The organism is Verrucomicrobiia bacterium (genome assembly GCA_035577545.1).
GTDB lineage: Bacteria > Verrucomicrobiota > Verrucomicrobiia > Palsa-1439 > Palsa-1439 > Palsa-1439.
Window position 1 is genome coordinate 62,494 of sequence record DATLVI010000028.1, and the last position, 26,802, is coordinate 89,295.

At 59.3% G+C, this 26,802-nt stretch carries 16 protein-coding genes; 5 read left to right on the forward strand and 11 right to left on the reverse strand.

Translation table 11 applies throughout. The features are described 5' to 3' along the window. The 7 genes from VNL17_09815 to VNL17_09845 form a co-directional block, all read right to left on the reverse strand. Complete coding sequence (locus VNL17_09815; GenBank protein HXI84370.1) at positions 1-372, reverse strand: cytochrome b562; 372 nt, start codon at positions 370-372, stop codon at positions 1-3. A 208-nt stretch (positions 373-580) separates the two neighbouring features. After that, a complete protein-coding gene (locus VNL17_09820; protein ID HXI84371.1) occupies positions 581-1,039 on the reverse strand; it encodes a hypothetical protein in 459 nt (152 codons plus the stop codon). 74 nt (positions 1,040-1,113) lie between these two features. Further along, positions 1,114-4,227 (reverse strand): efflux RND transporter permease subunit, encoded by a 3,114-nt coding sequence (locus tag VNL17_09825; protein HXI84372.1) that lies wholly within the window; start codon positions 4,225-4,227, stop codon positions 1,114-1,116. Continuing rightward, complete coding sequence (locus VNL17_09830; protein ID HXI84373.1) at positions 4,224-7,361, reverse strand: multidrug efflux RND transporter permease subunit; 3,138 nt, start codon at positions 7,359-7,361, stop codon at positions 4,224-4,226. The genes VNL17_09825 and VNL17_09830 overlap by 4 nt, the downstream gene beginning before the upstream one ends. Positions 7,362-7,372: 11 nt before the next feature. Further along, positions 7,373-8,488: an efflux RND transporter periplasmic adaptor subunit gene (locus VNL17_09835; GenBank protein HXI84374.1), complete on the reverse strand. Its 1,116-nt coding sequence runs from the start codon at positions 8,486-8,488 to the stop codon at positions 7,373-7,375. A 350-nt stretch (positions 8,489-8,838) separates the two neighbouring features. Next, entirely contained in the window at positions 8,839-10,578 is a 1,740-nt protein-coding gene (locus VNL17_09840; protein HXI84375.1) for a coagulation factor 5/8 type domain-containing protein, read from the reverse strand. A 233-nt stretch (positions 10,579-10,811) separates the two neighbouring features. Beyond that, the gene (locus VNL17_09845; protein ID HXI84376.1) at positions 10,812-11,708 is read right to left on the reverse strand and encodes a site-specific DNA-methyltransferase; all 897 of its coding nucleotides are present in this window, start codon (positions 11,706-11,708) and stop codon (positions 10,812-10,814) included. Positions 11,709-12,384: 676 nt separating this feature from the next. Here VNL17_09845 and VNL17_09850 point away from each other — a divergent pair. The 3 genes from VNL17_09850 to VNL17_09860 are packed head-to-tail and all read left to right on the forward strand — an operon-like array spanning position 12,385 to position 14,543. Continuing rightward, positions 12,385-13,038, forward strand: coding sequence for a phosphatidylserine decarboxylase family protein (locus tag VNL17_09850; protein ID HXI84377.1), 654 nt, complete (start codon positions 12,385-12,387; stop codon positions 13,036-13,038). Then, entirely contained in the window at positions 13,022-13,885 is an 864-nt protein-coding gene (pssA, locus tag VNL17_09855) for a CDP-diacylglycerol--serine O-phosphatidyltransferase (GenBank protein HXI84378.1), read from the forward strand. The genes VNL17_09850 and pssA overlap by 17 nt, the downstream gene beginning before the upstream one ends. A gap of 10 nt (positions 13,886-13,895) precedes the next feature. Next, positions 13,896-14,543 (forward strand): LysE family transporter, encoded by a 648-nt coding sequence (locus tag VNL17_09860; protein ID HXI84379.1) that lies wholly within the window; start codon positions 13,896-13,898, stop codon positions 14,541-14,543. A gap of 11 nt (positions 14,544-14,554) precedes the next feature. Here VNL17_09860 and lpxD read toward each other — a convergent pair whose 3' ends face one another. From lpxD to VNL17_09880, 4 genes are all read right to left on the reverse strand, one after another. Continuing rightward, positions 14,555-15,544, reverse strand: coding sequence for a UDP-3-O-(3-hydroxymyristoyl)glucosamine N-acyltransferase (gene lpxD / locus VNL17_09865; GenBank protein HXI84380.1), 990 nt, complete (start codon positions 15,542-15,544; stop codon positions 14,555-14,557). 113 nt (positions 15,545-15,657) lie between these two features. Beyond that, complete coding sequence (locus tag VNL17_09870; GenBank protein HXI84381.1) at positions 15,658-16,509, reverse strand: pilus assembly protein TadG-related protein; 852 nt, start codon at positions 16,507-16,509, stop codon at positions 15,658-15,660. Positions 16,510-16,595: 86 nt separating this feature from the next. After that, positions 16,596-17,042 carry a TadE/TadG family type IV pilus assembly protein gene (locus VNL17_09875; GenBank protein ID HXI84382.1) on the reverse strand — a complete coding sequence of 149 codons (447 nt, stop codon included), beginning with the start codon at positions 17,040-17,042 and terminating at the stop codon, positions 16,596-16,598. 11 nt (positions 17,043-17,053) lie between these two features. Beyond that, the gene (locus VNL17_09880; GenBank protein HXI84383.1) at positions 17,054-17,485 is read right to left on the reverse strand and encodes a TadE family protein; all 432 of its coding nucleotides are present in this window, start codon (positions 17,483-17,485) and stop codon (positions 17,054-17,056) included. A gap of 589 nt (positions 17,486-18,074) precedes the next feature. Between VNL17_09880 and VNL17_09885 the strand changes: the two genes are divergently transcribed. Beyond that, positions 18,075-18,635 carry a hypothetical protein gene (locus VNL17_09885; GenBank protein HXI84384.1) on the forward strand — a complete coding sequence of 187 codons (561 nt, stop codon included), beginning with the start codon at positions 18,075-18,077 and terminating at the stop codon, positions 18,633-18,635. A gap of 59 nt (positions 18,636-18,694) precedes the next feature. Then, a complete protein-coding gene (locus VNL17_09890; GenBank protein HXI84385.1) occupies positions 18,695-26,767 on the forward strand; it encodes an autotransporter-associated beta strand repeat-containing protein in 8,073 nt (2,690 codons plus the stop codon). Positions 26,768-26,802: the final 35 nt, after the last annotated feature.

A 26,802-nucleotide genomic window follows, 5' to 3' on the forward strand; every position in this document is an offset into this window, starting at 1 on the left:
TTACTGTCCCGATGGCAGCGGGCCTCCACGCTTGTGGCCTCCACCACCGCCTACGCCAAGTTCCTTGTGGCTTGAGTCCTCCAACTGCTTGATCTTGTCGATCTCCGCCTTGGTGGCATCCACCTTGCCGGCGGTAATGGCCTGCTTCAACAGGCCGATCTCCTTGATCAGGGCGTCCAGGTCCTTGTGAAACGTGTCGAGATACCTGGCTTGATCCGCAGCCGCCATCGTATCGGCCTTCGGCGGCGTGAGCGTCCGGGCCGTCTCCGCGTGTTTTTGCATCGTCCCCACGAGTTCCAAGGTGGATGTCTTCTGCGCCGGGTCGGCATATTGGCGGTTGATCAGGCGAAGGCTGCGATTGATCGCCTCCATTTCGTTGTGAAGTGGAGATTCTTTCCCCCCCTCCGCAAATGTACGGAGCGGCAAAAGAAGGGCAAACAGGAAAACGACAAAGGTACAACACTGGAGCATTTTTTTCATAATAATTACCCGTGACCGTTCAAATTAATGACCTAATCCGGGATTTGAATCAAGAACAGAAAATCCTGTTCGCACCTCGTCGCTTCCGATCACGGGGCTCTCACTTTGCGGAGTCGGCGTCGGCCGGTTTTGGGACGGCCACCGGCTCCTGGATCGTTATTTGCGACGGGTCGGTGACTGTCACTTGCGGCTTTCCGTGGGGGGCGGTGATGAAGCCGGTGACGCAGATGTTCTTTCCCATGAAGGTCGTTTCCGGAGGATCTTTGAATTTGGGCCGGGCGGATCCCGGTATCACGACCGCGCACGTCTGGTTGGGATAAGGGTGATCAAAATTCAAATAGGTGGGCTTGTCCTTCGCCGACTCGACGTACTTTGTGCTCGCGACCGCGCCGCAGATGGTGTTGGTTTCCTGGAGATGCTGCAAGGCATCTTCCCCCGTAAGGGTTTTCGCGACGTTGACGGCGGCGGACGCGGGCCATGGATTTAACACGTGACCGGCAAGGCCCACGAGGAGACCGAGGAGCAACTGGTGGAATCGTTTTCGCCTGTGACCTTCCATAGTGCGCACCATCCTTCCGTACGATTGCTGGAGAGCGTACCAGAATCCCTGACAGGTGCAACTGCTTGCCGACACTACTGTACCGTTGCGAGTTCGCCCTCATTGGCTTGGTGACGGCGAAGCTTGACGCGCCGGCGCAGGTGTTCGAAGAAGAGATAAACCACGGGAGTGGTGTATAGGGTGAGGACCTGCGAGAACAACAGGCCGCCCACGACGGCAATCCCCAGCGGTCGGCGCAATTCCGAGCCCGTCCCGAGCCCGATGGCGAGAGGAACCGCGCCGAGCAGCGCGGCCATCGTGGTCATCATGATCGGGCGGAAGCGGATGACGCAGGCTTTGTAGATCGCCTCTTCCGGGGTCAAACCTTCCACGCGCTCGGCTTCGAGGGCGAAGTCGATCATCATGATGGCATTTTTCTTCACGATGCCCATCAGTAGAATGATGCCGATAAAGGAAACCAGCGAAAGATCGACGCCAAAAATCATGAGAGCCAACACGGCCCCGACTCCTGCCGACGGGAGCGACAGGAGAATCGTGACGGGATGGATCAGGCTTTCGTACAGCATTCCCAACACGATATACACCGCAAGAAGCGCCGCGACGATCAGCAAGGGCATGGACGTCAACGTAGCCTGGAAGACCTGCGCGGTGCCCTGGAAGCTGCCTTGCACACTCGAGGGCATCCGCAGTTCCTGCGCGGCGCTTTGGATCAACTCGGCGGCCTTGCCAAGCGAGACGCCGGTGGCTAGGTTGAAGGAAATGGTGACTGCCGGGAATTGACCCTGGTGATTGACGGACAGGCTGGTATTGCTCGTCGTGAATTTCGCGACACTGGCCAGTGGCACCTGCTGGCCGGTGTCGGACTGCACATAGATCTTGCTCAACGACGCGGGATCCAACTGATACTCGGGAGAAACCTCAAGGATGACGTGGTGCTGATTGTACTGCTCGTAGATCGTCGCGACCTGCCGCTGCCCAAAGGCATCGTACAGAGTGTTGTCGATCACCTGGGGAGAAACGCCGAGGCGGGACGCCGCATCGCGATCAACGACGATGTTGGCTTGCAGCCCGCTCATTTGCTGGTCACTGCTGACATCCTTGAGGTCCTTGATCGTGCGGAGCTTGTCCACCAGTACCGTGGACCAGTGGTTGAGTTCGCCCAGGTCTCCCGACTGCAGGGCGTATTGGTATTGGGCCTTGCCGAGCCGACCGCCGACCCGGATATCCTGAATTGCCTGCAGGAAAAGCGTGATGCCGGGCACATCCGTCAATTTACGCCTGAGCCGGTTGATAACTTCGTCCACATGCACTTTTCTTCGCGAAAGCGGTTTGAGGGTGATGAACATGCGGCCGTTGTTCACGGTCGAATTGCCGGAGGCGGCCCCGATAAACGAACCCACCGTATCGACCGCCGGATCGGCGAGGACGATCTGGGCGACTTGAGCCTGAAGGTTGGCCATGGTGGCGAACGAGATGTCCTGGGCCGCCTCGGTCACGCCGATCATCACGCCAGTATCCTGTTGCGGGAAGAATCCCTTCGGCACAATGACGTAGAGCCAAATGGTGGCGATAATGGTTGCCAGCGCAACCAGCAACATGAAGCTCTGGTGGCGCAGGACCCATTTGAGCCCGTGCTCGTAGCCGGCCAATAGCCAATTGAATGTCCCTTCACACACTCGATACAACCGGCTTGGCGGCCCGTAGGCGGATTCCGGTTTTAGAAAACGGGAACACATCATCGGGGTAAGAGTGAGCGATATCACCCCGGACACCAGGATGGCGAGGCTGAGCGTAACCGCGAATTCATGAAACAAACGGCCGATCAATCCACCCATGAAGAGGAGGGGAATGAACACCGCCACGAGGGATGTGCTGATGGTGATCACCGTGAAGCCGATCTGCCGGGCGCCCTGAAGCGCCGCTTGCAGGGTGGTGTCGCCCTTCTCGATAAACCGAAAAACATTCTCGATGACAACGATGGCGTCATCGACGACAAAGCCAACCGAGATGGTAATGGCCATCAACGAAAGGTTGTCGACGCTGTAGTTCAGTAGATACATGACACCGAAGGTGCCGGCGAGCGCGAGCGGCACCGTCACGCTTGCGATAAATGTGGGCCAGAATCGGCGCAGAAAGAGAAAGATTACCATCACAACCAGGCTGATGCTAAGAACCAAAGAGAGTTCCACGTCGTTGACCGAAGCGCGAATGGTGGTGGTCCGGTCGCTGAGTATGGAGAGCTTCACGGTCGGCGGGATCCATCGCTCCAGTTGGGGGAGTTGCGCCTTGATTCGCTCCACGGTCTCGATGACGTTCGCACCCGCTTGCTTGGAAATGATGACCAACACAGCCCGCTTCGTGCCCGACCAGCCGCCCAACAGGTTGTTCTCGACGCCCTCCACCACTTTGCCCAGCGAACTGAGCTTGATGGGAACATTGTTCTTTTGACGTAGAATCAAGGGACGAAATTCACGGGCATCCACCAGTTGGTCGTTACTGACAATCGTATAAGACAGGCGTTCGCCATCGAAGCTGCCCTTGGGGAGATCGACCGCGACCTGTCCAAGAAAAGTGCGAATGTCTTCGAGACTGAGGCCGGTGGAAGCCAGCGCAGCGGGATTAACCTGAATACGCACGGCGGATTTTTCCGCGCCCGTGATGGTGACCTGGCTGACCCCCTCGACCTGGCTGAGTTTCTGGCCGATGATCGTGTCACCGTATTCGAAGACCTGCGGAGCCGGCAATGTATCGGAAGTCATCGCCAAGACCATGATTGGCGCGTCGGCCGGGTTCACCTTGCGATAGGTCGGTGGGTTGGGAAGGTCGAGGGGTAATTCGCTGGAAGCGGCGTTAATGGCGGCCTGTACGTCGCGGGCCGCGCCGTCGATATTGCGATTCAAATCGAACTGAATGGTCACCGAACAACCGCCAAGTGTGCTGATGGAGGTAATCTCCGAGACGCCGGAAATCTGGGCCAGGCGACGTTCCAGCGGAGCGGCGAGGGCGGAAGCGACCGTGGCCGGTTCCGCACCCGGCAACGATGCCGAGACCGAAATGATGGGATAGTCGACACGCGGGATTGCCGCGACCGGGAGAAAATGATAGGCCACGATTCCCATCAGGAAGAGTCCCGCGGCCAACAGGGATGTTCCCGCCGGACGATGAATGAAAGGTTCGGAAACGTTCATGACGCCGGGGGAGGCAGGACTCCGCTTTCCAGTTCACCCGCGCTCGACAAGCCGGCGGAAGCACGCCAGCGTCGGACCCATTTCTCGCACCGATCCATGTATAGATAGATCACCGGCGTCGTGTAGAGCGTGAGAAATTGTGACAAGAGCAAGCCGCCGACAATCGAGATGCCCATCGGACGGCGCAATTCCGAGCCGGTGCCGGTTTCCAGCGCCAGGGGCAACGCGCCGAGCAGCGCGGCCGCCGTGGTCATCATGATGGGTCGGAACCGCAACAGGCAGGCTTGATAGATCGATTTTTCCGGCGGCAATCCCTCTACGCGTTCGGCTTCGAGCGCAAAGTCGATCATCATGATCGCGTTCTTCTTGACGATACCGATCAGCAGGACGACCCCAATCAGGGCGATCATTGAAAAGTCGGTGCGGCAGATCAACAGCGCCAGCAGCGCTCCCACGCCGGCCGAGGGCAGGGTCGAGAGGATGGTGATCGGATGAATGTAGCTCTCATAGAGCACACCCAGGACGATGTAGATCACGACGACGGCGGCCAGAATCAGAAAGGGCTCGCTTTTCAGTGAGGTCCTGAATTCCGCGGCGCTACCGGAAAACCTCGTCATGACCGTTTCCGGCAGGGCGATTTCCTTTTCCGCGAGTTGAATGGCGTTAATCGCGGAACCCAGCGAGCTGCCTGGTCGCAGGTTGAAGGACAGCGTCACCGCTGGGAATTGACCCTCGTGAACGATCGCGAGCGCCGCGGTAGTCGTACGTACATGGGTAAAGGCGCTCAGCGGCACCATTTGGCCGGTGGAGGATTTGACGTAAATCTTGTCCAACGACGCGGGCGTAAGTTGGAAATGAGGTTCGGCCTCGAGAATGACGCGATACTGGTTGAGCTGGGTGAACATGATCGACACCTGCCGCTGTCCGAAGGCGTCGTAGAGCGTGTCGTCGATGGCCTGGGGCAGGACGTTCAGGCGCGCGGCGGTGCTCCGGTCAACATCGATGCTCAGTTGCAGGCCGCTGGCCTGCTGATCGGTGGCCAGATCGACCAGGTCCGGCAACGCGCGCAGCTTGTTGAGCAACTTCGTCGACCATTCGGAGAGTTCGGCTTCATCGGCATCCTCCAGCGTGTATTGGTACTGCGTGCGGCTGACACGGCTGTCGATCTGAACATCCTGCACGGCTTGCATGAAAAGCGCGACCCCCTCGACGTCTTTGGTTGCATCGCGCAAACGGTCGATGATCGCGCTGGCGCTGGCTTTGCGTTGGTCGCGCGGCTTGAGATTGATATAGAGATGGCCGGTATTGGCCGTGGCGTTGACCGTTCCCGCCCCCACGAACGAGGCCACGCTGACGACATCCGGATCCTTGCGCACGATCTCGGCGATGAGCCGCTGGCGCTCGACCATGGCCTTGAAGGAGATGGATTGCGCGGCGTCGGTCTCGCCAACGATCAAACCGGTGTCCTGTTGCGGCAACAGGCCCTTGGGAATAATCACGTACAGCCAGATCGTGATGACCAGGGTCGCGATGGCAACCATCAGGGTCAGTGGTTGGTGCTTGAACACCCACTTGAGGCCGCGTTCGTACCAATCGAGCATGCCCTGGAACATTCGCTCGGTCAGGCGATAGAAGAGACCCTGCTCTTTGCCTTTTTCCTGCTTCAACAGGCGACTGCACATCATGGGAGTAAGGGTCAGCGAGACAATGGCTGAAACCGCCACGGCCACGCTCAAGGTGATGGCGAATTCCCGGAAGAGACGGCCGACGATACCGGTCATGAACAGCAAGGGGATGAAGACGGCGATCAGCGAGATGCTCAGCGAAATGACCGTGAAACCGATTTGCTTGGCGCCCTTGAGCGCGGCCTCCAGCGGCGGGTCCCCGGCTTCGATAAAGCGGACGATGTTTTCGATCATCACGATCGCGTCGTCCACCACGAACCCGGTGGAGATGGTCAGCGCCATGAGCGAGAGGTTGTCGAGGCTGAAGCCAACCAGCTTCATGACGCCGAATGTGCCGATGATGGCCAATGGCAGCGCGACACTGGGGATGACGGTCGCCCAGAATTTTCGCAAGAAGATGAACATGACCATGACGACCAGGAACACCGTGAGAATCAGCGTGAACTGCACGTCGTGGACGGAGGCGCGGATGGTGGCGGTGCGGTCGGTCAAGATGGAGACTTTGATCGCGGGCGGAATGGACGCGCTGAGTCGGGGTAACAGGGCCTTTACACGATCGGCGGTTTCGATGATGTTGGCGCCCGGCTGGCGCTGGATATCCATGATGACCGACGGCGTGCTGCCCACCCAGCCGGCAAGGCGCACATTCTCCACGTTGTCGATCACTTCGCCAATGTCACCGAGCCGGACCGGGGAGCCATTCGTGTACGCCACGATCACGGGCCGATACTGTTCGGCGGAGAGGATCTGGTCGTTCGCGCCGATGGCATATGATTGACGCGGGCCGTCGAAGCTACCTTTTGGCGCGTTGATATTGTTCTGTGTAAGGGCGGTGCGCACGTCCTCCAGGCTCAGGCCGAGTGAAGCGATCGCCGCTGGATTGATGCGGACGCGAACGGCGGGCTTCTGGTTGCCTTCGATGGTGACCAACCCGACCCCGGTCACCTGGCTGAGTTTTTGGGCCAGCACGGTATCAGCGAGGTCGTTGACTTTTTCCAGGGGCAGCGTGTCGGAGGTGATCTGCAAGGTGAGAATCGGCGTGTCGGCCGGGTTGACCTTGCTGTAGGTGGGCGGGTTCGGCATGTTCTTAGGCAGAACACCGCTGGCGGCATTTATCGCGGCCTGGACATCCTGCGCAGCCGCGTCGATGTCGCGGTCGAGGTTGAATTGCAGGATGATGGTCGAGTTGCCGAAGGAACTCTGCGACGTCATCTGCGCCAGGCCGCTGATCTGGCCGAATTGGCGTTCCAGGGGAGTGGTGACTGACGAGGCCATCACGTCCGGGCTCGCGCCGGGGTACTGGGCCGTTACCTGGATAGTGGGAAAATCAACCGGGGGCAACGCCGAGATGGGCAGGAGGATGTATCCCAGCAATCCCATCAGCACCACGCCCGCCATCAGCAGCGACGTGGCAACCGGCCGATGGATGAAAGGTTCCGAAATGTTCACGGGGTCAGCCGTCAGGATGCGGGAGCAGCCGCTTTGGCCGCTGGAGCAGGCTTCACGTGCGAGCCGATCTGCAGTCGGTACTGGCCGTCGACGACAATGTTCTCGTTGGGTTTGAGCCCTTCGTCGATCAGCGCCTCGCCCTTTTCGATCTGCGCGACCTTCACCGCGCGGACTTCCACCGATTGATCGTCCTTAATCACGAACACGTACGAGCCGTCGGGTCCGCGCTGCACTGCGAAGGCCGGCACGACGAGACCGCCCTTGCGCGTGGTCAGCAGGAGGCGCGCGTTCACAAACTGGCCCGGCCAAAGTCGCAGGTCCTCATTGGCAAATGTGGCCTTGAGCCGGATGGTACCGGTGGTGGTGTCGATTTGATTGTCGATCACCGCCAGCTTGCCCTCGCCCAACTGTGTGGTGTTATCGCGGTCCACTGCCAGAACCGTGACCTCACTCGACGACATTTCCTTTTGAATATCGTTGAGCGATTGCTCCGGGAGCGTGAAGACCACGGAAATCGGGTGCAGTTGCGTAATGACCACGAGGCCATTCGCGTCGGTGGCATGGACGATGTTTCCCTGGTCAACCAGGCGAATGCCGGTGCGGCCATCGAGCGGGGAAGTGATCGTCGTGTAGTCGAGTTGAACCTTCGCGCTGTCGATGGCCGCCTGGTCAGCTTTGACGGTGGCCTCCAGTTGGGCAACAAGCGCCTTTTGAGTGTCGTACGCCTGCTGGGTGGCGATTTTTTGGGCGATCAGTTCGGCATCCCGTTGCAGATCCAACCGGGCGTTGGCCAATTGCGACTCATCCTGCGCCTTTTTGGCTTCGGTTTGCTCGAGCTGGGTCCGGAACGGATCCGGATCGATCTGCGCGAGCAGGTCACCCGCATGCACGTCCTGTCCCTCCACGAAAGCGACCTTCTGCAGTTGACCATCCACGCGGACATGGACGGTCACGGTATTGAAAGCCTGGACGGTGCCGAGTCCGTCCACATAGATCGGCACGTCTTTCTGGACAACCTTGCCCTCGACAACCGGTACCGCTGGCGGGCCGGAATGGGCGGCAGCGGCGGCCGCACTTTTTGCAGAAGCCGCGCGGTAATAACGCACCACCCAAAGGATGCCCAACACCAACAAAGCGCAAAGAATCCAAGTACCAAGATTCCTCCTTGAAGGGGTGTTCCCTTCAGGAGCCTGATACTGTTTGAGCGGTTTGTCAGCCGTAGGTGGGGCGGGCTGGTCTAAACGCTGTCGATCTTGAACCGGGTCGTGTTTCAGCATGGTTTTAGACAGGCGCAATCCGACGGACGTTCAGTTTAACACCAAATCCAGGCGACAGTTGTCAAAATATGTCATGGCCGGAGGATGTCAAATACTGCTCTTGACGATAGCAGCTTCAAGGAAAGCCCGCAACCAGACAGACGGGTGAGGGCGTCTTGATTTGATCGATCTTTCCGGTCCGGTGTTGGGCCGACGCTGCCTCAGTCCACGGTGGCGCTGCGGCCCGAGACGGGGCCGGTACCATTGATAACATGGGCGATACTGCCGTTGGAGCGTCCACCGAGCCGGAGGGCGATCATGTGGTGCATCTTGATAGCGGGGGCGGTCGGCGTTTCGATGGCATCGTCGGCAACCACCGGCCCTCCATGAAACACGCAATAGACGCCGAGTCCCCAAGCGTCGTGTGTCTTTACGTTGTCGGCGACTTTATACGACGCGTATCCGTTGGAATCTCCGTGTCGCCAGGCGTCCTGACTTGGCGGGTCGTAAGGCATCTCCGATTGGTAGAAATAGACGCACCCGCCATTGCCGTTCCAGAGCGTTTGGTACTGCTGGCAGTGCTCGACGAAGAGGCCGTAGAAGGTAACATTATCCCCGTTCACGACCAGCCCATTGGCGTTCTTGTTTGAATTCCAACCCACGCCCTGACCGTGGTCCGCGCGCCACAACCAGAAATTATCGCCGACGACGTCACGGGAATTGATCGTGACCATGCACGTGGCGGTCCCCAGCGCAGCGCCTCCCACCCGGCAAAAAATATCGTAGACAAATATCGGATCCGTCGCATGGGATTTGGAAGAGCCGGGCTCGCCAACTTGGAACAGAGTTGGCGAATTGGAGGCGCCAGCCTCAAACAGGATCCCCCCAACCTTCACGCCATCGACATCGGCAGTCGTCATCGCTGCGGTTCCCCGGTCCGGTACCAGAGTTGGGAAGCCCAGTCCGAGCACCACGGTGCCGGGTCGAGAGATCTGGAGGCTGCTTTCCAGGTGATAAATTCCGGGAGTGAGCAGCAGGTTCTGGCCCTTTTTCAGCGCGGCGTTGATCGTGGCGGCGGTGTCTGTTCCGGGGTGGGCCAGGTAAAAGCGATCTAACGGTAAGGGTTTTCCTGACGAGGGGTTACCCGACCAGGTGATGCCCCGCGCACCTTTGGCGGCGAGGTCTGGAACCATGACGAACCAGTGTCCGTTGTCGTCGATGAAGAGATACGGCTTCTCGCGGATGAGCGGCGTATTATCAATGACCGTATAGGGCGGGCTGGGCCACGCCCCGGCCGGTGGGTTGACCGTACCGACGAAAACCATGTTCCATGCGCCGCCGGTCCAACTGCCGAATGCGGTGTTTCTCGAAAGCCATTGCTGCTGGGTCCCGGAATTGGTGTGGCCGTCAATCTTCGAATCCGCGATGAACCCGCCGCTGGACCAACCGCCGTCCGACAAATTCAAATCGCCCTTGATATGGACGCGGCGGAGCGCGGTGCCCTGTGAGACAGCCCAGATATTGATCTTGTCGTCCTGGGTCGGGGTCACCGAGAGATTTTCCGCGCTGCGCCAGAAATTGCAGGTGGCATTGCCCCGCATCCAGTTCGCCTTCGAGCGTACTGCACCGGTAATGGCGACGTCGTCGGGAGATTTTCCCAAGCCGATGACCTGCGTGTAAAAACCGACCTGCACATCCAGGTCGTACTTGCCGGGCTTGAAGAGAAGCGCGTAGCGATCCGGCCCAAACTGGTTCCGTTCCTGAGTGCTGAACACCGCATCGAGCCGCCTCTGTATGGTTGCCGCGGTCATGGACGAATCGAAAACCAGGACATTCGGGCCGAAATCCGGAGCGGCCGGTTGTCCTGATTTGGAGGCATCGGACAGCGGAGCGGAAATGGACAAACCCTGGCCGGCGACAAGCAGGAGAGCGATTAGTGACACGAGTGACGTCGATCCCATGTGCCGTCACCATAGACGCGCGTTTTTTTCGACACAAGATTAAATCTTCGATTCGCTTATCCGCCTTCGCAACGACTTCGGCGCTTTGATAGGCGCGCAAATAGCAGCGTCAAGGAAAGCCCGCAACCAGACAGTCGGCGGGGGCGGTGTGCACGAATTGCGCGAAGCAGACACGAAGAACACGAAGCAAGATGGAAGGCAGAGACGGATACTGCATTGACGGGAGAGGTCTTTCAGCCTGGTTCAAGCGTCACTGCCTCCGCACGACGTGATTTCTTGGCCTCAGCTCTGACGCGTTGCGCCGCGATTGCACAGTATTTCCTGGAGAGATCAAGGTGAACGAAGTGGCGTCCGTATCGCTGGGCAACCGCGGCCACAGTGCCAGTGCCGCCGAAGGGATCGAGAATGACATTACCCCGGTAACTGTAGAATTTAATCAGCCGTTTGATTAGCTCCTCAGGAAATGGAGCGGGGTGGCCGTTTTTCGTTTCCTCGGGCGCCTTATGTCCCCGACGCGGTGGATAGAGACTCTTCAGGAAGGGTTGACGGTCACGGGTTTCGGGCTGGATTTGCCAGAATGCGTCGGAATATTTTATGAATTCCTCGCCCGTAATGTCCGCATCGGCTTTGTCGCCCTCCAACGTCCAGGAGCCTTTCGAGAACACGAGCACATATTCCCAACTTGGCACCACATGCGGGTTGCGCGGGCTTTTCCACGAACCCCACGCGGTGCGACGCCGCATCGTCTGCTTGTACCAGAGAATCTCCGTGCGCATGATGAAGCCGACATTCACCAGGTCACGGGTCATGTGGTAGTGGATCGGGCGAAAGTCCTTGATGCTGGTGGGCGCGATGTTGAGGGCAAAGCGGCCGCCCGGCACGAGGACGCGGTACAGTTCCCCCCAGTACGACGTGAGCCATTGCAAATACTGCTCGTAGGGCATCTTGTCGTTGTGTGAGTCATATTCGAGGCCAACATTGTAGGGCGGCGAGGTAATCGCTAGGTGGACGCTTTCATCCGGCACGGCGCGCAGGATTGGCAGGGAGTCGCCGCAGATGATCTGGTCCTTCCACCATTCGCCTTTGGTCGATGACGGCGGAAAGTTGAGAACGTGTGGCAATCGCTTCATGAGGTCGCGCTCAAGACCAACTGCGCGATGTTGTACCAGAACGAAGACGACCTGACAGTAAGAAAGTTTACGGCGAGAGAGTTGAGCGAGTGCAACGTGCGCCTGATGAACGTATATCGTAAATTGATAATTTTGCTGGACTCGGCACGTTGAAACGGGTATGGTCGGGGCATGCAGAAAAGTAGAAGGAAAAAGGCAGACGGAACAAGGTGGGTACCGATTTTCGACGGAGATCCGCCTTCGCGAGGACTTCCACCGTCGCGCTTCGTGCCATGGCGGACAAGTCGGCACGACACGCGGGGACCAATAATATATGTGTTTCTGCGAAACGAACCCACCGTTTTTGGAAGGCATATTTTTGTGTATCGCGTTAATTTACAAATACTTATATCGTTTGCAGGCCCGGTTTGCAGGTGGGTTCGTTTTGGAAAACGAACCCACCAGGGAGGGGTTTTAGGGGTGGTTTCGTTGAAAAGTGGGGTCGTTTTTGGGGAAACGATAGCGAGTATTACTGGAAACACGGCGGTCATGGACCACCGCTACAGAGAGACGCGAGAGCCGGAGTTTCGTCAGGGGTGTCGCTCTCACGTTCAGTCCGGGGTGGATTCGAGAGGGTGGGTGGGCGCAAGAATTCGTTTCACAAGCGGGTGGGTTCGGTTAAGATGTCGGCCTTCGCATGTTTACCGCACGCACATTACTTGCCGGCAGGTGGCCGATCCTGATTTTTGCGGCGTTGAGCGCTGCGCTGCCATTTCTGAACTGCAGCGTTTGGCTGCGTGTGGTGCTGACAGGCATTTCGGCGTTGCTCCTGGTGTTCACCATTTCATTTTTCCGCGATCCCCAGCGCGCGGCGCCGGCGGACCCGAAGGCCATTGTTTCGCCCGCGGACGGCACGATTGTGGAGATCCGGACAGTCCACGAACCGTATTTCCTGAACGGCGAGGCAACGATGGTGGCGATTTTCCTGTCGGTCTTCGACGTTCACGTGCAACGCGCGCCAATCGAGGGTGAAATCAAGTTTGTGAAATACAATAAGGGCAAGTTTCTGGATGCCCGCAACATCAATGCGTCGCTGGAGAACGAAAACCGCGTGATCGGCATCGTCGCGGCGGACGGGTTTCGTGTGACGGTGCGGCAAATCGCGGGGTTGATCGCGCGACGTATCGTGGGCTGGGCTGATCCCGGCACGAAACTGACGCGTGGGGAGCGGTTGGGGATGATCCGGTTTGGCTCGCGCGTGGAGTTGTTCCTGCCGCCGGGCGTGAAAGTCACGGCGCGGGTGGATGACTATGCGAAAGGCGGTGAGACGGTCCTTGCCAGAAGAAAATGACAAGTCCACGCGTCCGGAAGGGCGCCCGACGAAGCCCGTGCTTTCGCCGGAAAACGACGAGCGGGTGCAGATCTATTTCCTGCCCAACCTGCTGACCGCGGGCAACCTCGCCTGCGGGTTCTTCGCGCTGACGTGGATTTTCAAATACGAGCGTGCTCTCGGTTTCGAGCCGATCCTGATCGCCATTCGGTTGATCCTGGCGGCCTTCGCCTGCGACTTCCTCGACGGTCGACTGGCGCGGCTGGCGAAGAAGGAGTCGCACTTCGGACGCGAGTTCGATTCGTTGGCGGACATCGTGAGTTTCGGCGTCGCGCCGGCATTTTTGGTGTACCGCATTGTTCTCTATCAATTTGAAAGATCCGGCTGGCTGATTGCCGCGATCTACCTGGTGTGCGGCGGGATCCGGTTGGCGCGGTTCAATGTGCTGAGCATGCGGCCGGCGAGTCACAAAGGTCTCGAGTTTGTCGGGTTCCCCATTCCTTCCGCGGCCGCGGTGGTGGTGAGCGTGGCGATGTTCATGATGTGGCTGGTGGGCCATGAACATGAACTGGGGCCGTCGCGCTACGCCCTGGCCGGGTTGATGGTCCTGCTGTCAATCCTGATGGTCAGCAACGTGCGCTATCCGACCTTCAAATATATTGACTGGACGCCCGCGCGGTCGGTCGCGGCGTTTGCGGGCGCGGCGGTGGTGGGGTTGTTGCTGGTATCGGAGTTCGAGGTGACGTTGGCGGCGTTGTTCGTCAGCTACTTGTTGTACGGTCTCGTGCGACCCTGGGTGAGCAAACGCTGGCGACGCGAGATCGAATCGGACGAGTCGGAAGAAGGTGAGGACACCCTGGAGGGGTAAGCAACAGCACGTGGAAGACTTGTTTCAGTCCATCCTTGCCGGATTCGTCGCCGGATTTGTTGTTGCCGTGCCGGTGGGACCGGTGAATCTCACCGTCATCAACCAGGCACTGCGGCGCGGATTTGGTACCGCCTTCCTAGTTGGCGTCGGCGCGATGTGCGCCGAGACGGTGTATGCGTCGTTAATGCTCTGGGGACACTCTTCGATTCTCGACGCGCCGCGCGTCGTGCGCGTAATGCGCATCATTGCGGTCGTGGTCATCGCCGCCATGGGCATCCGCTACCTGCTTTTCAAATCCGAGCGAATGGGCGACAGCGCTGATCAAGCCCGGAAACTTGACGAACGCTGGCATCATCCACAGTCGTTTTTCCTCGGGTTCGCGCTGACGATTTCGAACCTGATGTTGGTTGTCGTCTGGGCGACAGTGATCACATTGCTCTTCGCGCATGAATGGGTCGTCCCGACACGGGCGAGCCGGATGCTCTGCGCGATGGGTGTACTCACTGGCGGATCGACGTGGTTCCTGCTGCTGGCTTTCTTCGTATCGCGCGCGCATCGTCGCGTAAAGGACCAAACCCTGACCGTGCTGGTGCGCTGCTGCGGGGTGTTGTTTCTCGGTTTTGCCGCGTGGCTGGCCTGGAAGCTTTTCCAGCACTGAAGGCTGCGACATTACTTCGCGAGTTTCCGCAACAAGTCCGGCAGTTTCCGCAACGCGATGATCTGGCGTTTGGTTTGCATGATCGGCTGCGCAGGCGAGCCGAATACAACCGAGCCCGGCGGCAAATCCTCGGAGACACCGCTTTGCGCGGCCACCACGGAGTTCGCGCCAATTTTGAGATGGTCGGCAATGCCGGCCTGGCCGGCCAGCGTGACGTTGTCGCCAATCTCCACGCTGCCCGCGACGCCCGCCTGCGAGATCACGAGGCAGTTCTGGCCGAGCGTGACGTTGTGCGCGATTTGCACAAGATTGTCGATCTTCGTCCAGCGCTTGATGATCGTGGAATCCATCGTCGCGCGGTCGATCGCCGCGTTTGCGCCAATCTCGACGTCGTCTTCGATGATCACGTTGCCGACCTGCGGTATCTTTAGCCGCTCGTTGCCGTCCTGCACATAGCCGAAACCGTCGCTGCCGATCACCGCGCCGGCGTGAATGGCGACGCGGTTGCCGATGCGGATGTCGTGGTAGATGGTGACATTGGGATGGAGCAGACAATCGTCGCCCAGTGAACTGCCTTCACCGATGACGCACTGCGCTTCAATGACCGTGCGGTTGCCCACCGTCACGTTGTCGCGCAGCACCGCGTACTCACCGATGAAAACGCCCCCACCGAGACGTACGTTGCGGCCGAGTTGCGCGGTTGGATGGATCTGTGCGGGGTACGGGCGCGGCGGACAAAAGATCGCCAGGGCCCGCGCAAACGCGGCGCGGGGATTCTTCACACGGATCAACGTCTTCCGCGAGGCGGGCGCGTCGAGCGGGGCGATGACGGCGGCGGCGGCACACCTTTCCGCGGCGGCACAATGCCTGGCACTTTCCGCGAATGTGACCTCGGTGACTTGCGCGCGCGGGATCGGGGCGATGCCGGTAAGTTGGATATTCGCGTCGCCTTCAACCTGACCGCCAATCTGCGCCGCGAGATCTTGAACGGTGATGGGCATTATGCTCAGGATAACAGAAGCCCCGGAGGATGGCAACGAATTGGCTTGGCGGCGGACAAAAAAGAATTCGAACTGACGGCTCCTACGGGTTCCAAATTACGTCCGTCCCTCGCCTACTCCACCAAACTTCTGACAGGCCCCAACCCAAACCGTTTGAGGTCGTCAAAGCCCAGTCCCAGAATCTGGACGTTGATGCTCCAGCCGCTGCCCGAACCTGAGCCGGCGTTCAAGAGTTGGACGATAACGAAATTCTGTACCGTGACATCGCCACCGCCACTGCTCCCTTGCTGGAAGTCACTGGTGACCGGCAATACGATAACCGTCTGGCCGCTGTTGTACATGTCCTGAAATGCGTTGGCTGTCTTATTCGGGATGCCTTGTACCGCCGGGACCGTCGAGCCTATGGAGCCGAAACAGCCGTTGGTGATGACAGGTTCTGGATCGTTTTTTGGTACCGGCCCGCACAGTTCCACAAGTCCCCAGTTTCCCGGATTCCACTGTTGCAGTGTGTTCGTGCCGCCGATGGGCTGGAGCGCGCTCGACGGGATTCCATAGGGTACGGAGTGCACCCCAATTTCGGCGATGGAATCAACAACCGGAGTCATCAATGGGAACCCGACGACCCTGCCGAAGTGGTTGGTTACGGTGCGCTGTGCCGGGACGTGTACTGCATTGAAGGGAGCAGTGTTTGCCGTAAAGTTCGTGCCATCCCACGAGCCGACCTCGATCGTACCGGTGTTGCTCGCTGTAATCTCGGCATGCGTGACACCATTGGTATTGGCGATTACTTCGGCTTCCGTGATCGCGTCCGAAGCGCTACCGCTGGGGGCAAGCTTCGCCACGCCGGCCAATGCTGCTGCGTCTGTGGCATCATGCGCTTTGTGTTTCTGGCTATAAACATTGGCAACATCAATGGAGAGGGCCGTAAACCCGAACAGAACGAAAATAAATAGTGTGACCAGCACCAGTGTGCTGCCGCGCTCGCTTCTTTCAAACCTCCCCTTAGAATATCGTTGTCTCCCAGTCATAAGCTCTCCTGTTGCGTATGTGATTATCTCATGATGGTCGTTGCGGTCAAGCTGATGGAACTAACCGGAGCATTAGTGCCTCTAGCGACACGGAGGACCCAGGGAATGACCAGTGGCAGATCGTACTGAATTTGTACGCTCGTCGCCCCGCCGACGCCACCGACTGTGACATTGGTATTCACGGTCGCCGTTGCCAAAGTGGGGTCGAGCATCGGCGCAACCGCGTGCTCCGCGAAGTCCTGGACTTGACCGATGGTCGGAATATTGGTTACAGACAGGATCGCATACCGAGCGGCGGTCATTGTTGCATTTCGAACCGTCATGCTCGCGGCGTAAATGAAACCGTATTGGCAAATACCGCACAGGAGCAATGCCAATACCGGTACCACCAGGGCAAACTCGACAAGGTGGTGACCCGATTCCCCCCTTCCGGGGGCCCGCCGACTAATGTGTTTCAGTTTGCGTTTCATGGTGCGTAATTTTACCTCATGATGCTGGTCGCCTTCACGAGGTAAGTATTCGGAGCATTACTGCCATGGACGACCCACGGAATAATCAGACGGAGGTTATATTGGATCTCCACACTCGTATTGGTAACGCCGGACGTAACGTTCGTTTGACTAACGTTGACCGCGGTCACGTTATTGGGATTCAACATCGGCTGAACCTGTAGTTTCGCGAAGGCCTTGATATCATCGACGGTACGCGGCGGAGTTACCTGTAAGTTTGCCCATCGAGCAGTTATGACCGTTGCATTTCGAACCGTCATGTACGCGGCGAAAATGAATCCGAATTGGATAATGCCAAACAACAGCAACATCAGTGGCACCACGACCAGGGAAAACTCGACAAGCGACGAACCCGATTGCCGTCTGCGCGACTTTCTGCAACTACCGTATTTTTGTCCATCCATAACGAGCTATCCGCAAAATGTACCATACCATATTCCCAATACGAGTCCATCCCAAACTACGAGAAATACGGGCGCTGGGAGGCGTTCACCTGCTTCGCCCCCGCTTGGACACGACTTTGACCATTGCCAGATTGCGGCAAGTTCGCCGAGTAACCGGGCGCGACTCCGCCGTTGTTGCGGGATGGAGAGCCAGGCAGACGCACGGCCCCTCGGAAGGTCGGGCGCGTCTGTTTTCCAAAGCGGTTACCGACTGTTCAGCAAACTGAACAGTCGGTATGTCCAATTGCACTGGACACCGGTGTCCAGAGTGTAAAGCTTCGTGAACACTCCGTCGGCCCGTTGTGATGCGGATTCACCCTCCGGCAAAATACTTCGACCACTTCGCCGTCGCGCAACCCCCACACCAACCGTTGGTTACGCAGTCATGATCCTGTAACCTCCAGAGCCTTATTTTTGTTGGCACAGCGGGCGCTAATATAGTTGAGGTTACCTGGAGAGGTGTGTCGTTGAGGTACGGGTTGCAGACAGGTTTCGTTTCGCCTGTTGTCGTGCATGACCGAAAATTGCGAACAGAGGTAGGGTGCTCTTTATGACTGAAAACCAGATTGTCCGCCAATTACATGGAATCGCGGGGAAGCTGACTCCCGATCCAGTTGTTCACATGGACCTGATGCAGGAGATGTTCGTGCACCTTGTCCAAATCCAAACGGCTGAAGCCGGCCAGACGTTGAGCTGGTATCTGAAGAGCTGCGAATTCCACGCGCGTAATTACCTTGAGCGCATCCGCAACGGTGCGCCTAACGAGAAGGCCCCTGCCGCCGGCAATAGTGAACCGCGCGGCGACAGCGCTTCTCACTCCTCAACGACCGTTGCGATCGAAATCCAGGGCGAACTGATTACCAATGAGACCGCCAACCGCATCATCCCGCGGCTCTCGGACAAGCAACAGCAGATCCTCTTCCTGCTAATGAAGGGCTGCGGCGTCCGCGAAACGGGCCGCGAAGTCGGCATCACCCACCCCGCAGTCATCAAGCACCGCAAAAAAATCGCCCGCATCGCCCACGAACTTCTCCAGGAATCCGCAGGCGCAGCTGTCTCCCGGCACAACGGCACCAACGGAAACGGCAACGGGGAAGGGCACGCCGCCTAGGTCAGATGAGGGTTCGGGGTTACATAGGGAGATTTGTCGTTTGGGCAAGCGCGGCCGTTGTGTTCGCCAACACACTGCTTGCTGCTACGGTCAAATGGAACCAGGGCACGTTCAGTAGCAACGGCACCTTCGATCTGAACGACTCAGCCAATTGGACCGGCGGAGCCCCGGCCAATGGCAACAGTGTGTTCATGGTCTGGACCAGCAACCAAAACGGCAAAACCCAGACCATCACCAATGCTCCTTCGAGCACCTTTTTTGCGGACAGCCTGAGTCTAACAAACGCCAGCACCGCCAACAACGACAATGTCTCTGTGATTGTCAGCGGCATGGCGTTCTTCACCAACGGGGTCGGACAGATCAATTTCGGAGGGACCGCCGGATCCGGCGCCCTGAGCCTGCAATTCTCCAGCAATGTCACCTTCAAGACCCTCACGATGGGAGGTTCCGGCGGCTCCGGCGTCGGTACACTCACGCTGGCGGGGACCGCGTCAGGGAACACGATCGTCTTCACCAACGGTGTCGGCAACAGCTTCCTGAATATCAACGGCCCGCTTGGCCTGACCGGTGCCCTGATCGCCACCAATATCAACGCAACAAGCGCCGGTACGCTTGCGGGCAACGCGACGGTTGCTCAACTCATCCTTAACAATACCACCACCAACCGCTTCACCATCTCCGGCTCCACGACAGTCACGGGCGCGGTCGCCAGCGTGGTTGGGGGCTTCACGCTCGCCAGTTCCGGTACCCTCAGTCTCGGCGGCAGTGGCGGCCTCATCATCAGCAACGTCGCCCCGCTCATCAACGGAACGCTCAACGTCTCCAACCAGACGCTCAATGCCAAGACCAACTGGGCCAATAGCGGCACGGTTCTGATCGCGGGCGGATTTGTCGTCGGCAACAATCTCACCAACAACGCAGGGGCGACCGTCCTCGGCTTCGGCACGCTCTCCAATCTTCTGGTCAACTCCGGCACCCTGACGGTTACGAACGGCACCCTCAATGTCACGACGGCACCCGTGCAAAATGGGATCGTCAACCTCGAATCGCTCGCCACGCTCAACGTTGTTCCCGCCTGGAGCAACACCGGTACTGTCAATCTGCGTGGCGGCACGCTTGCCGGCGGCAACGTCACCAACGCCGCCAGCGGCACAATGGCCGGCTTCGGCACCCTCTCGAATCTTGCTCAGAATCTCGGCGTACTCACCGCGAGCAATGGGACACTGACCGTGAGTGGTCTGCCCGTGCAAAACGGCACTGTTGGCGCAGCGAACAATGGCATTCTCAATTACCTCCAGGACTGGACCAACAGCGGCACGCTCACCAATGCGGCGACGGGCACTGTCATCGGTGGCAGCATCACCAACGCTGCCGCGGGCACCATCAAGGGCGGCGGCTTCATCAACCCATTGCTCGTCAACCAGGGCCGCATGGACTTTGGCGGCACAGTTAGCAACAACTTCATTCAAACCGCCGGCAGCTTCACAGTCAGCGGCTCGGCGACGATCACCGGCAACGCCACCATCAGCGGCGGCGCGGTCAACCTCGTCGGCAACAAGCTCACCGCCGGCCAGTTCGTGGTCACGGGCAGCGGCCTGCTCACCAACAGCGTCACCGGCGCGACCCTCAACGGCGGCATCACCAATGCTGGCACCGTCTCGTTCTTTAGCGATGTGTTCGTCAACGGTCCGGTCACCAACACCGGCACGTGGTTCCAGAAGGGCGTCATCAGCAACGACGTCGTCAACTCCGGCACTTTCAGCCTGTTTAAGAACAGTGTCAACCCGCTGATCACCGGCGGCATCCTCAACAGCGGCTCGCTCATTTTCGACAACAACAATTCCCCGACCGTCAACGGCTCGATCACCAACACCGGCTCCGTTGCCTTCAACGCCGTGGTCGGTGGCAACTACGTGCAGACCGCCGGCAGCCTGACCATCAATCAGTCAGCGGGCAATGCCGTGGTCAAGGGCACGGCCAGCATCAGCGGCGGCACGTTCGACTTGAACGGCAAGACGTACTCCAACGGCCTGATGGTCGTCAGCGGCTTGGGCGTACTCACCAACTCCGTGGCCGGCGCGACGTTTAGCGGCGGCCTCAGCAATGCCAACGTCGTGGCCGTCACCGCCGATACATTCTTCAACGGCCCGATCACCAATACCGGGTCTTTCTTCCTCCAGGGCGCCATCAGCAACAGCTTCGTCAATTCGGGCACCGTCAAACTCAACAACGATGCGACGATCACCGGCGTCGCCAGCATCACGGCCGGCCTGTTCAATCTGAACGGGATGGATTTGTTCAACAGCGCGATGAGCCTTACCGGTGGCAGCGTGTTGACGAACACCGTTGCCGGCGCCAGTGTGAATGGCGGTATTTCCAACGCGGCCACAATTTCTGTCTCCACCGACACGTTCTTCAAAGGCACGGTGACCAACACCGGCGCGTTCTTCTTTCAGGGCGCGATCAGCAATAACCTGGTCAGTTCGGGCACGGTCTTTCTCAACAACAATGCGACCATCACCGGCACCGCCAGCATTACTGCCGGCACGTTCGATCTAAACGGCCGAATCCTGACCAACGCCCTGATGGTCGTTAGCGGCTCGGGCGTGCTCACCAACTCGGTCGCTGGCGCAACGCTCCGCGGCAGCGCCAACCTCCAGAACGCTTTCCTCTCAGGCTCCACGGTGACCAACGCCGGGATTCTCTCAGGCTCGGGCACGATCTCGGCATCGCTCGTCAACGCCGCTGGCGGCTCGCTCACCGCGACCAACGGCAAATTGACCGTGACCGCCGCGCCGGTGCAAAACGGCGCTGTCAACGTCGCCACCTCGGGCAAGCTCGACGTGGCCCAAGCCTGGCAAAATAACGGTACCGTGAACATGCTCGGCGGCACGCTCGTTGACGGCGATACAACCAACACGGCATCGGGCACGGTGATCGGCTTCGGCACCATTTCAAATCTCATGGTCAATCTGGGCACACTGACCGCGACCAACGGCACGCTGCTGTTGGCTGGTGCCCCCGTGCAAAATGGCGCCGTCAACATCGCCACCTCAGGCAAGCTCGATGTGACCCAGGATTGGCAAAACAACGGCTCCATCAATATGCAGGGCGGATTCCTCGTGGACGGCACGCTGACCAACCTGGCCGGCCACACCGTCACCGGCTTCGGCACAATCTCCAATCTCCTCGTCAATTCCGGCATATTGATCGCCACCAACGGAACGTTGAACCTGGTCGCCAAGCCGTCGGGTAACGGCACAATCAACATCATGTCCTCCGGCACGTTGAACGTCACTCCCGACTGGCAGAACGGCGGCATGCTGAATCTGCGGGGCGGGACGTTGGCTGGCGGAAACTTCACCAACGCCGCCGGCTCGGTGCTGACAGGCGTCGGCACCATCTCAAGTCTCCTTGTCAACTCCGGCACGTTGACGGCGACCAACGGCACGCTGACGCTCGCACTGGCCCCCGTCCAAAACGGCACTGTCAACATCGCCAACGCAGCCACTCTAAATGTCGTTCCCGCTTGGGCGAACTCCGCTGCGGGTACCGTCGTGCTCGGCGGCGGGGTGCTCACGGGCGGCACGTTCACCGTGGACGGCACTGTAAGCGGCAACGGTACCATTGCCGCCAATCTCAGCCTCGGGGCCAAAACTCTCACGGTCAGTGGTGGTCAACTGAACTTGAGTGGTAACACTACGATCAGTAGTGGCACGGTTGCGGGCGGCCCGACACGAAATCTTGGTACAATCACCGGATTCGGGAGCTTCACGGGGGCGCTAGTCAACGACCGCCGCGTCAACGTCACGAACGGCATGCTCAGCGTCGCGAGTGCCTTCACGCAGAATGGCACCGTCACCATCGCTGCCGCCAGCACGCTAAACGTAGCCCCCAATTGGGCCAACGCCGGCACGATTCTCATGAGCGGCGGAATACTCGCCGGGGGCACCACCACCAACAACGCCGGTGCCAGCCTCACGGGCTTTGGAACCATTTCCAACCAGTTCATCAACCTCGGCACGATGACGGCCACCAACGGCACGTTGCTGGTGTTCGACGTGCCGACTCAGTCAGGGACCATAAACATCGTCACTACGGGCGTGTTCCAGGTCAGCGGGGCGTTGACGAACTCCGGCACGATTACCATCAATTCGGGCGGTTCTCTGACCGGCGCCAACATCGTGTTGAATACCGGCACGATCAACGCCAACGCCTCCAGCAGCATCAGCGGCGCGGTCATTATCATCAACGGCGGGATCGTCTCGGGCGGTGCGAGCAACGCGATCAACAGCGGCACGATCGTCGTTAACAGCACGGGCGTACTCCAAAGCCAGTTTCAGACGGCGCTGGACTCCGCCGTGATCACGGTCAACACCAACGGCACATTGCGGTTCAACGTCAGCGCGCAAAACCCAGGCAACGCCATCACTTTAAACAGCGGCGCCATCGTCGAAGCCAACGCGGCCCTGACATTGAACAGCGCCAACGTCGCACTGCCGACGGCAGGGCTGATCGTATTCAATGGCACTTCCGGCATCACGATCAGCAACGCGTATCCCGCACTCACAGGCGACATTACGTTCGATGGAAGCAACACCAACGTCACCATCGGTTCCATAGCCGAAACCGGCGGCTCGCACAGCCTGACGAAGAACGGTACCGGCGCTCTCAACCTGATCGGGGCCGACAGCTATTCGGGCGGCACGGTCGTCAACGCCGGGACACTCAACGCCAATGCGACCGGAGCCCTGGACTCGGCCCCTCTCACGGTCAACGGCGGTGCCGCCAATCTCAACGCCAGCAACACCATGACCGGCGGCGCCACGTCGGTCAATGGCGGCGTGTTGAACGCCAACGCGGTGGGTGCGCTCGGTAGCGGCACGCTCACGATGAACGGCGGGACGGTCGGTATGAACGCGACCAATGCCTACACTGGCTCTGCGGACATGACCGTCGGCTCATTGGCCACGCTGGTCACGACGGTCAAGGGCGGCACACCGTTTGGCGCGGCGACGATCTACAACTACGGCACGCTGGCCATTAGCGGTGTGAACGGTTCGATGGTCGGCAACACCAACAACGTGGTCTTCCAGCCCGGCAGCACGTTGTTTATCGATCAGACCGGCCAGACCAATGGCAGCAGTTACGATCGTTGGGGCGATTCACAAGCGATTGCGCTGAATGGCTCGACATTGATGCTCCGCGGCATTGCCAGCAGTAACGCTGCGGCCGAAACCGTGGGCAATGTCAGTTTTGCTGGCGGAAGCCAGATAGCCCTCACCGATCAGGGAGGCGGCGTCAGCCTCGTCATCAACAGTAACCTGACCCGCGTCGGCCGGGCCACGCTGGACATTGATCCGAGCGCAACACTGACGGGCATCGTACTCAGTGGCAGCGTCAACGCCGCGCGGTTGGTCGTCAACAGCCCGCTGGCCACCAGCAATGGCATGGTTGCCGCGTATTTTGTGGATGTGGCAAACAACACGTTCCTGAATTACGTGCGGTCGGGAAGCTCGACCGGCTTGGTGGACGCTGTCGCCACCGTAGCCGATATCGATACGGCTGTCGCCACCAACAACGTGCTGGTGCAAGGCTCCAGCGGAAACCAAGTGAGCCACGATTTGAGCCTGTGGTCGTTGCGCGCTCTGAAGGACATCGCCAGCACCGGCGGGCAACATACCATCACCGACGGCAGTGGGGGGTTGATCATCGGCGGCAACTTCACGGTCAGTCCGAATCTCGCGTTCAATTCGGCTGAAGCGCTGGTCTTTGTCAGTAGCGGCAATACCGGTACGCTGGCCGGCAATATCAGCGGCAGCAACGGCTTCACGAAATTTGGTATGGGCAATCTTGTCCTCAGCGCCAGCGCCAATACGTTTAGCGGTCCCACGACGATCAACGAGGGATTGCTCCGCGTCGTCACTGGCGGCAACGGCCTGGCCAATACCAATGAATTAACCGTCGGCAACGCGGGCACATTCGATATGAACGTGAACCAGGTGATTGGCGGGTTGGCTGACTTGGGGACCGTGACCAACAGCACGGCCATCGCGCGCTCGCTGACCATCCTCAACACCAACACGTTTGTCTTCTCCGGCACGATCGCTGGTCCGCTTAGCCTGACCAAACAGGGCCTCGCGACGCAGACGCTGGCGGGGGCGAACAGTTACACGGGCCAGACAACGGTCGCGGCGGGCACACTGCTGGTGCATGGGTCGCTCAACAACGCCGGAGGAACAGTCACCGTGAACTCCGGCGCGACGCTCGGCGGCACCGGCACCGTCAGCCGCGCCGTTGTGGTCAACGCGGGCGGCGCCATCCTGGTCAACAACGGTGCAGCGCCGTTCACGCTGAATGGCGGGTCAGTGTTTAACAGCGGCGTGATTACTGCCAACCTCGGGCAACTGATTATCGGTGGCGTGTTCACCAACGCCGGTACGTTCAGCGCGCTCAACGGCAGCGTGGGCACGATCTCCTCGGCGATGTTCAATTCCGGAAGTATGCTCCTGGATGCCAGCACCCTGAATGCGGCGCTGTCGTGGCGCAACACAGGCACACTGAACCTGGTGAACGGCACGCTCCTCGGCGGTGCTCTGACCAACGCGGGCAGGGTCAGCGGGTCGGGCACAATCGGTTCGTCTGTCATCAACAACAGCGGCGCGACCATCACTGCTTCCGGCGGAGGCACATTGACATTGACGGCCATCCCCCTCCAGAACGGCCTCGTCAATATCCTTGGCACCCTCAACGTAGCCTCCGCTTGGAGCAACGGGAACGCGGGCACGGTCACCATCAATGGCGGCGTCCTCACGGGCGGCACATTCACGGTGGATGGCGCGGTCACGGGCAACGGTACCATCTCTGCGAACATGGTGATCGGCAACGCCAAGACGGTCACCGTCAACGGTGGGCAGATGAACCTCACCGCGTTGACCACGATGGGCGGCGGAATCATCAACGGCGGTCCCGGGGTAAATAATTTTGGAACAATGTCGGGGGCCGGTACCATTAGCGCTACATTGGCTAATACCGGTTATATTCGCGCCACGAACGGGTTGCTGTTCGTGCAAACATTGGCTGGCAATCAGGCGGCAGGCATCCTGGAAGCCAGCGCGGGTGCAACATTGGCTATCAATGGGACCACAGCATGGCTGAACAACGGCCAGCTCACTGTCTCGGGTGGCACGGTCATCGGCGGCGCCATCAGCAATAACGCGTCCAAAGTCATCAGCGGCTTCGGCACCATTAGTCCCAATGTCTATAACAGTGGCCAGGTCCTGGTGAACAATCCCGGCCAGGTGCTCACCTTGAACAATTCCCTGGTCAACCTCGCCGGCGGCGTTGTCGCTGCCAACACAGGCAGCCTCGCCATCAACGGCACTTTCACCAATGCTGGCACCTTGAACATGGTCCATAGCGTTGGGACGTTCTCGGGCGCTGTCGTCAACAGTGGTGCGTGGATCACGGATCCGACGATCAATGTTTTCCAGAACACGTACACGGTCACCAGCAGCGGGTTCATACAGTCCAGCGCTGGCGACGTGTACATCTTCACCAACAACGCGACGACGGCGGCCAATTTCATCAACGTGAGCACCAACAAGTCCCAATACGACACCCGGGCCAGTGATTTCGTGTTCGCCAATACGTTGGGTCTCACACAGGTATTTGCCGCCGCGGGCCACGACTTCGGACCGGCGGCGTCGATGGCCACGAACCGGATCGAAGGCCTCAACGCCGATCCCTTCTCACTCCCTCAGTACAGCAACAACTTTGCGCTCGGCACGCTGGAAATCTCGGACTTCACCACCGTACGGGTGACCGACGCGTTCAGTACGCTGGGCCCCGGTACGAATGACGGGTTCGAAGCCGCCCTCTATTTGGACAATCTCTTCCTCGGGTCGAATTCATTGCTGCTGATCGGAAGTAATGTGCAGCTCTATTTCATCAATTCCAACAGCTGGAGCATGGCCAACGTCCAACTCGAGGGGAATCCGAACTTCGATAACTCCCTCAACGGGATACACCAGCTTGCGGTCATACCCGAGCCGAGTGTCGTTCTGCTGTGGTTGAGCGGCATCACCACTCTCTGCGCCGCCCGCCGGCGGCAAGCGCGTGCCCGGCAATAGCATCGGGTCCATCGAGTGCCGGCGGTGGCGCCCAG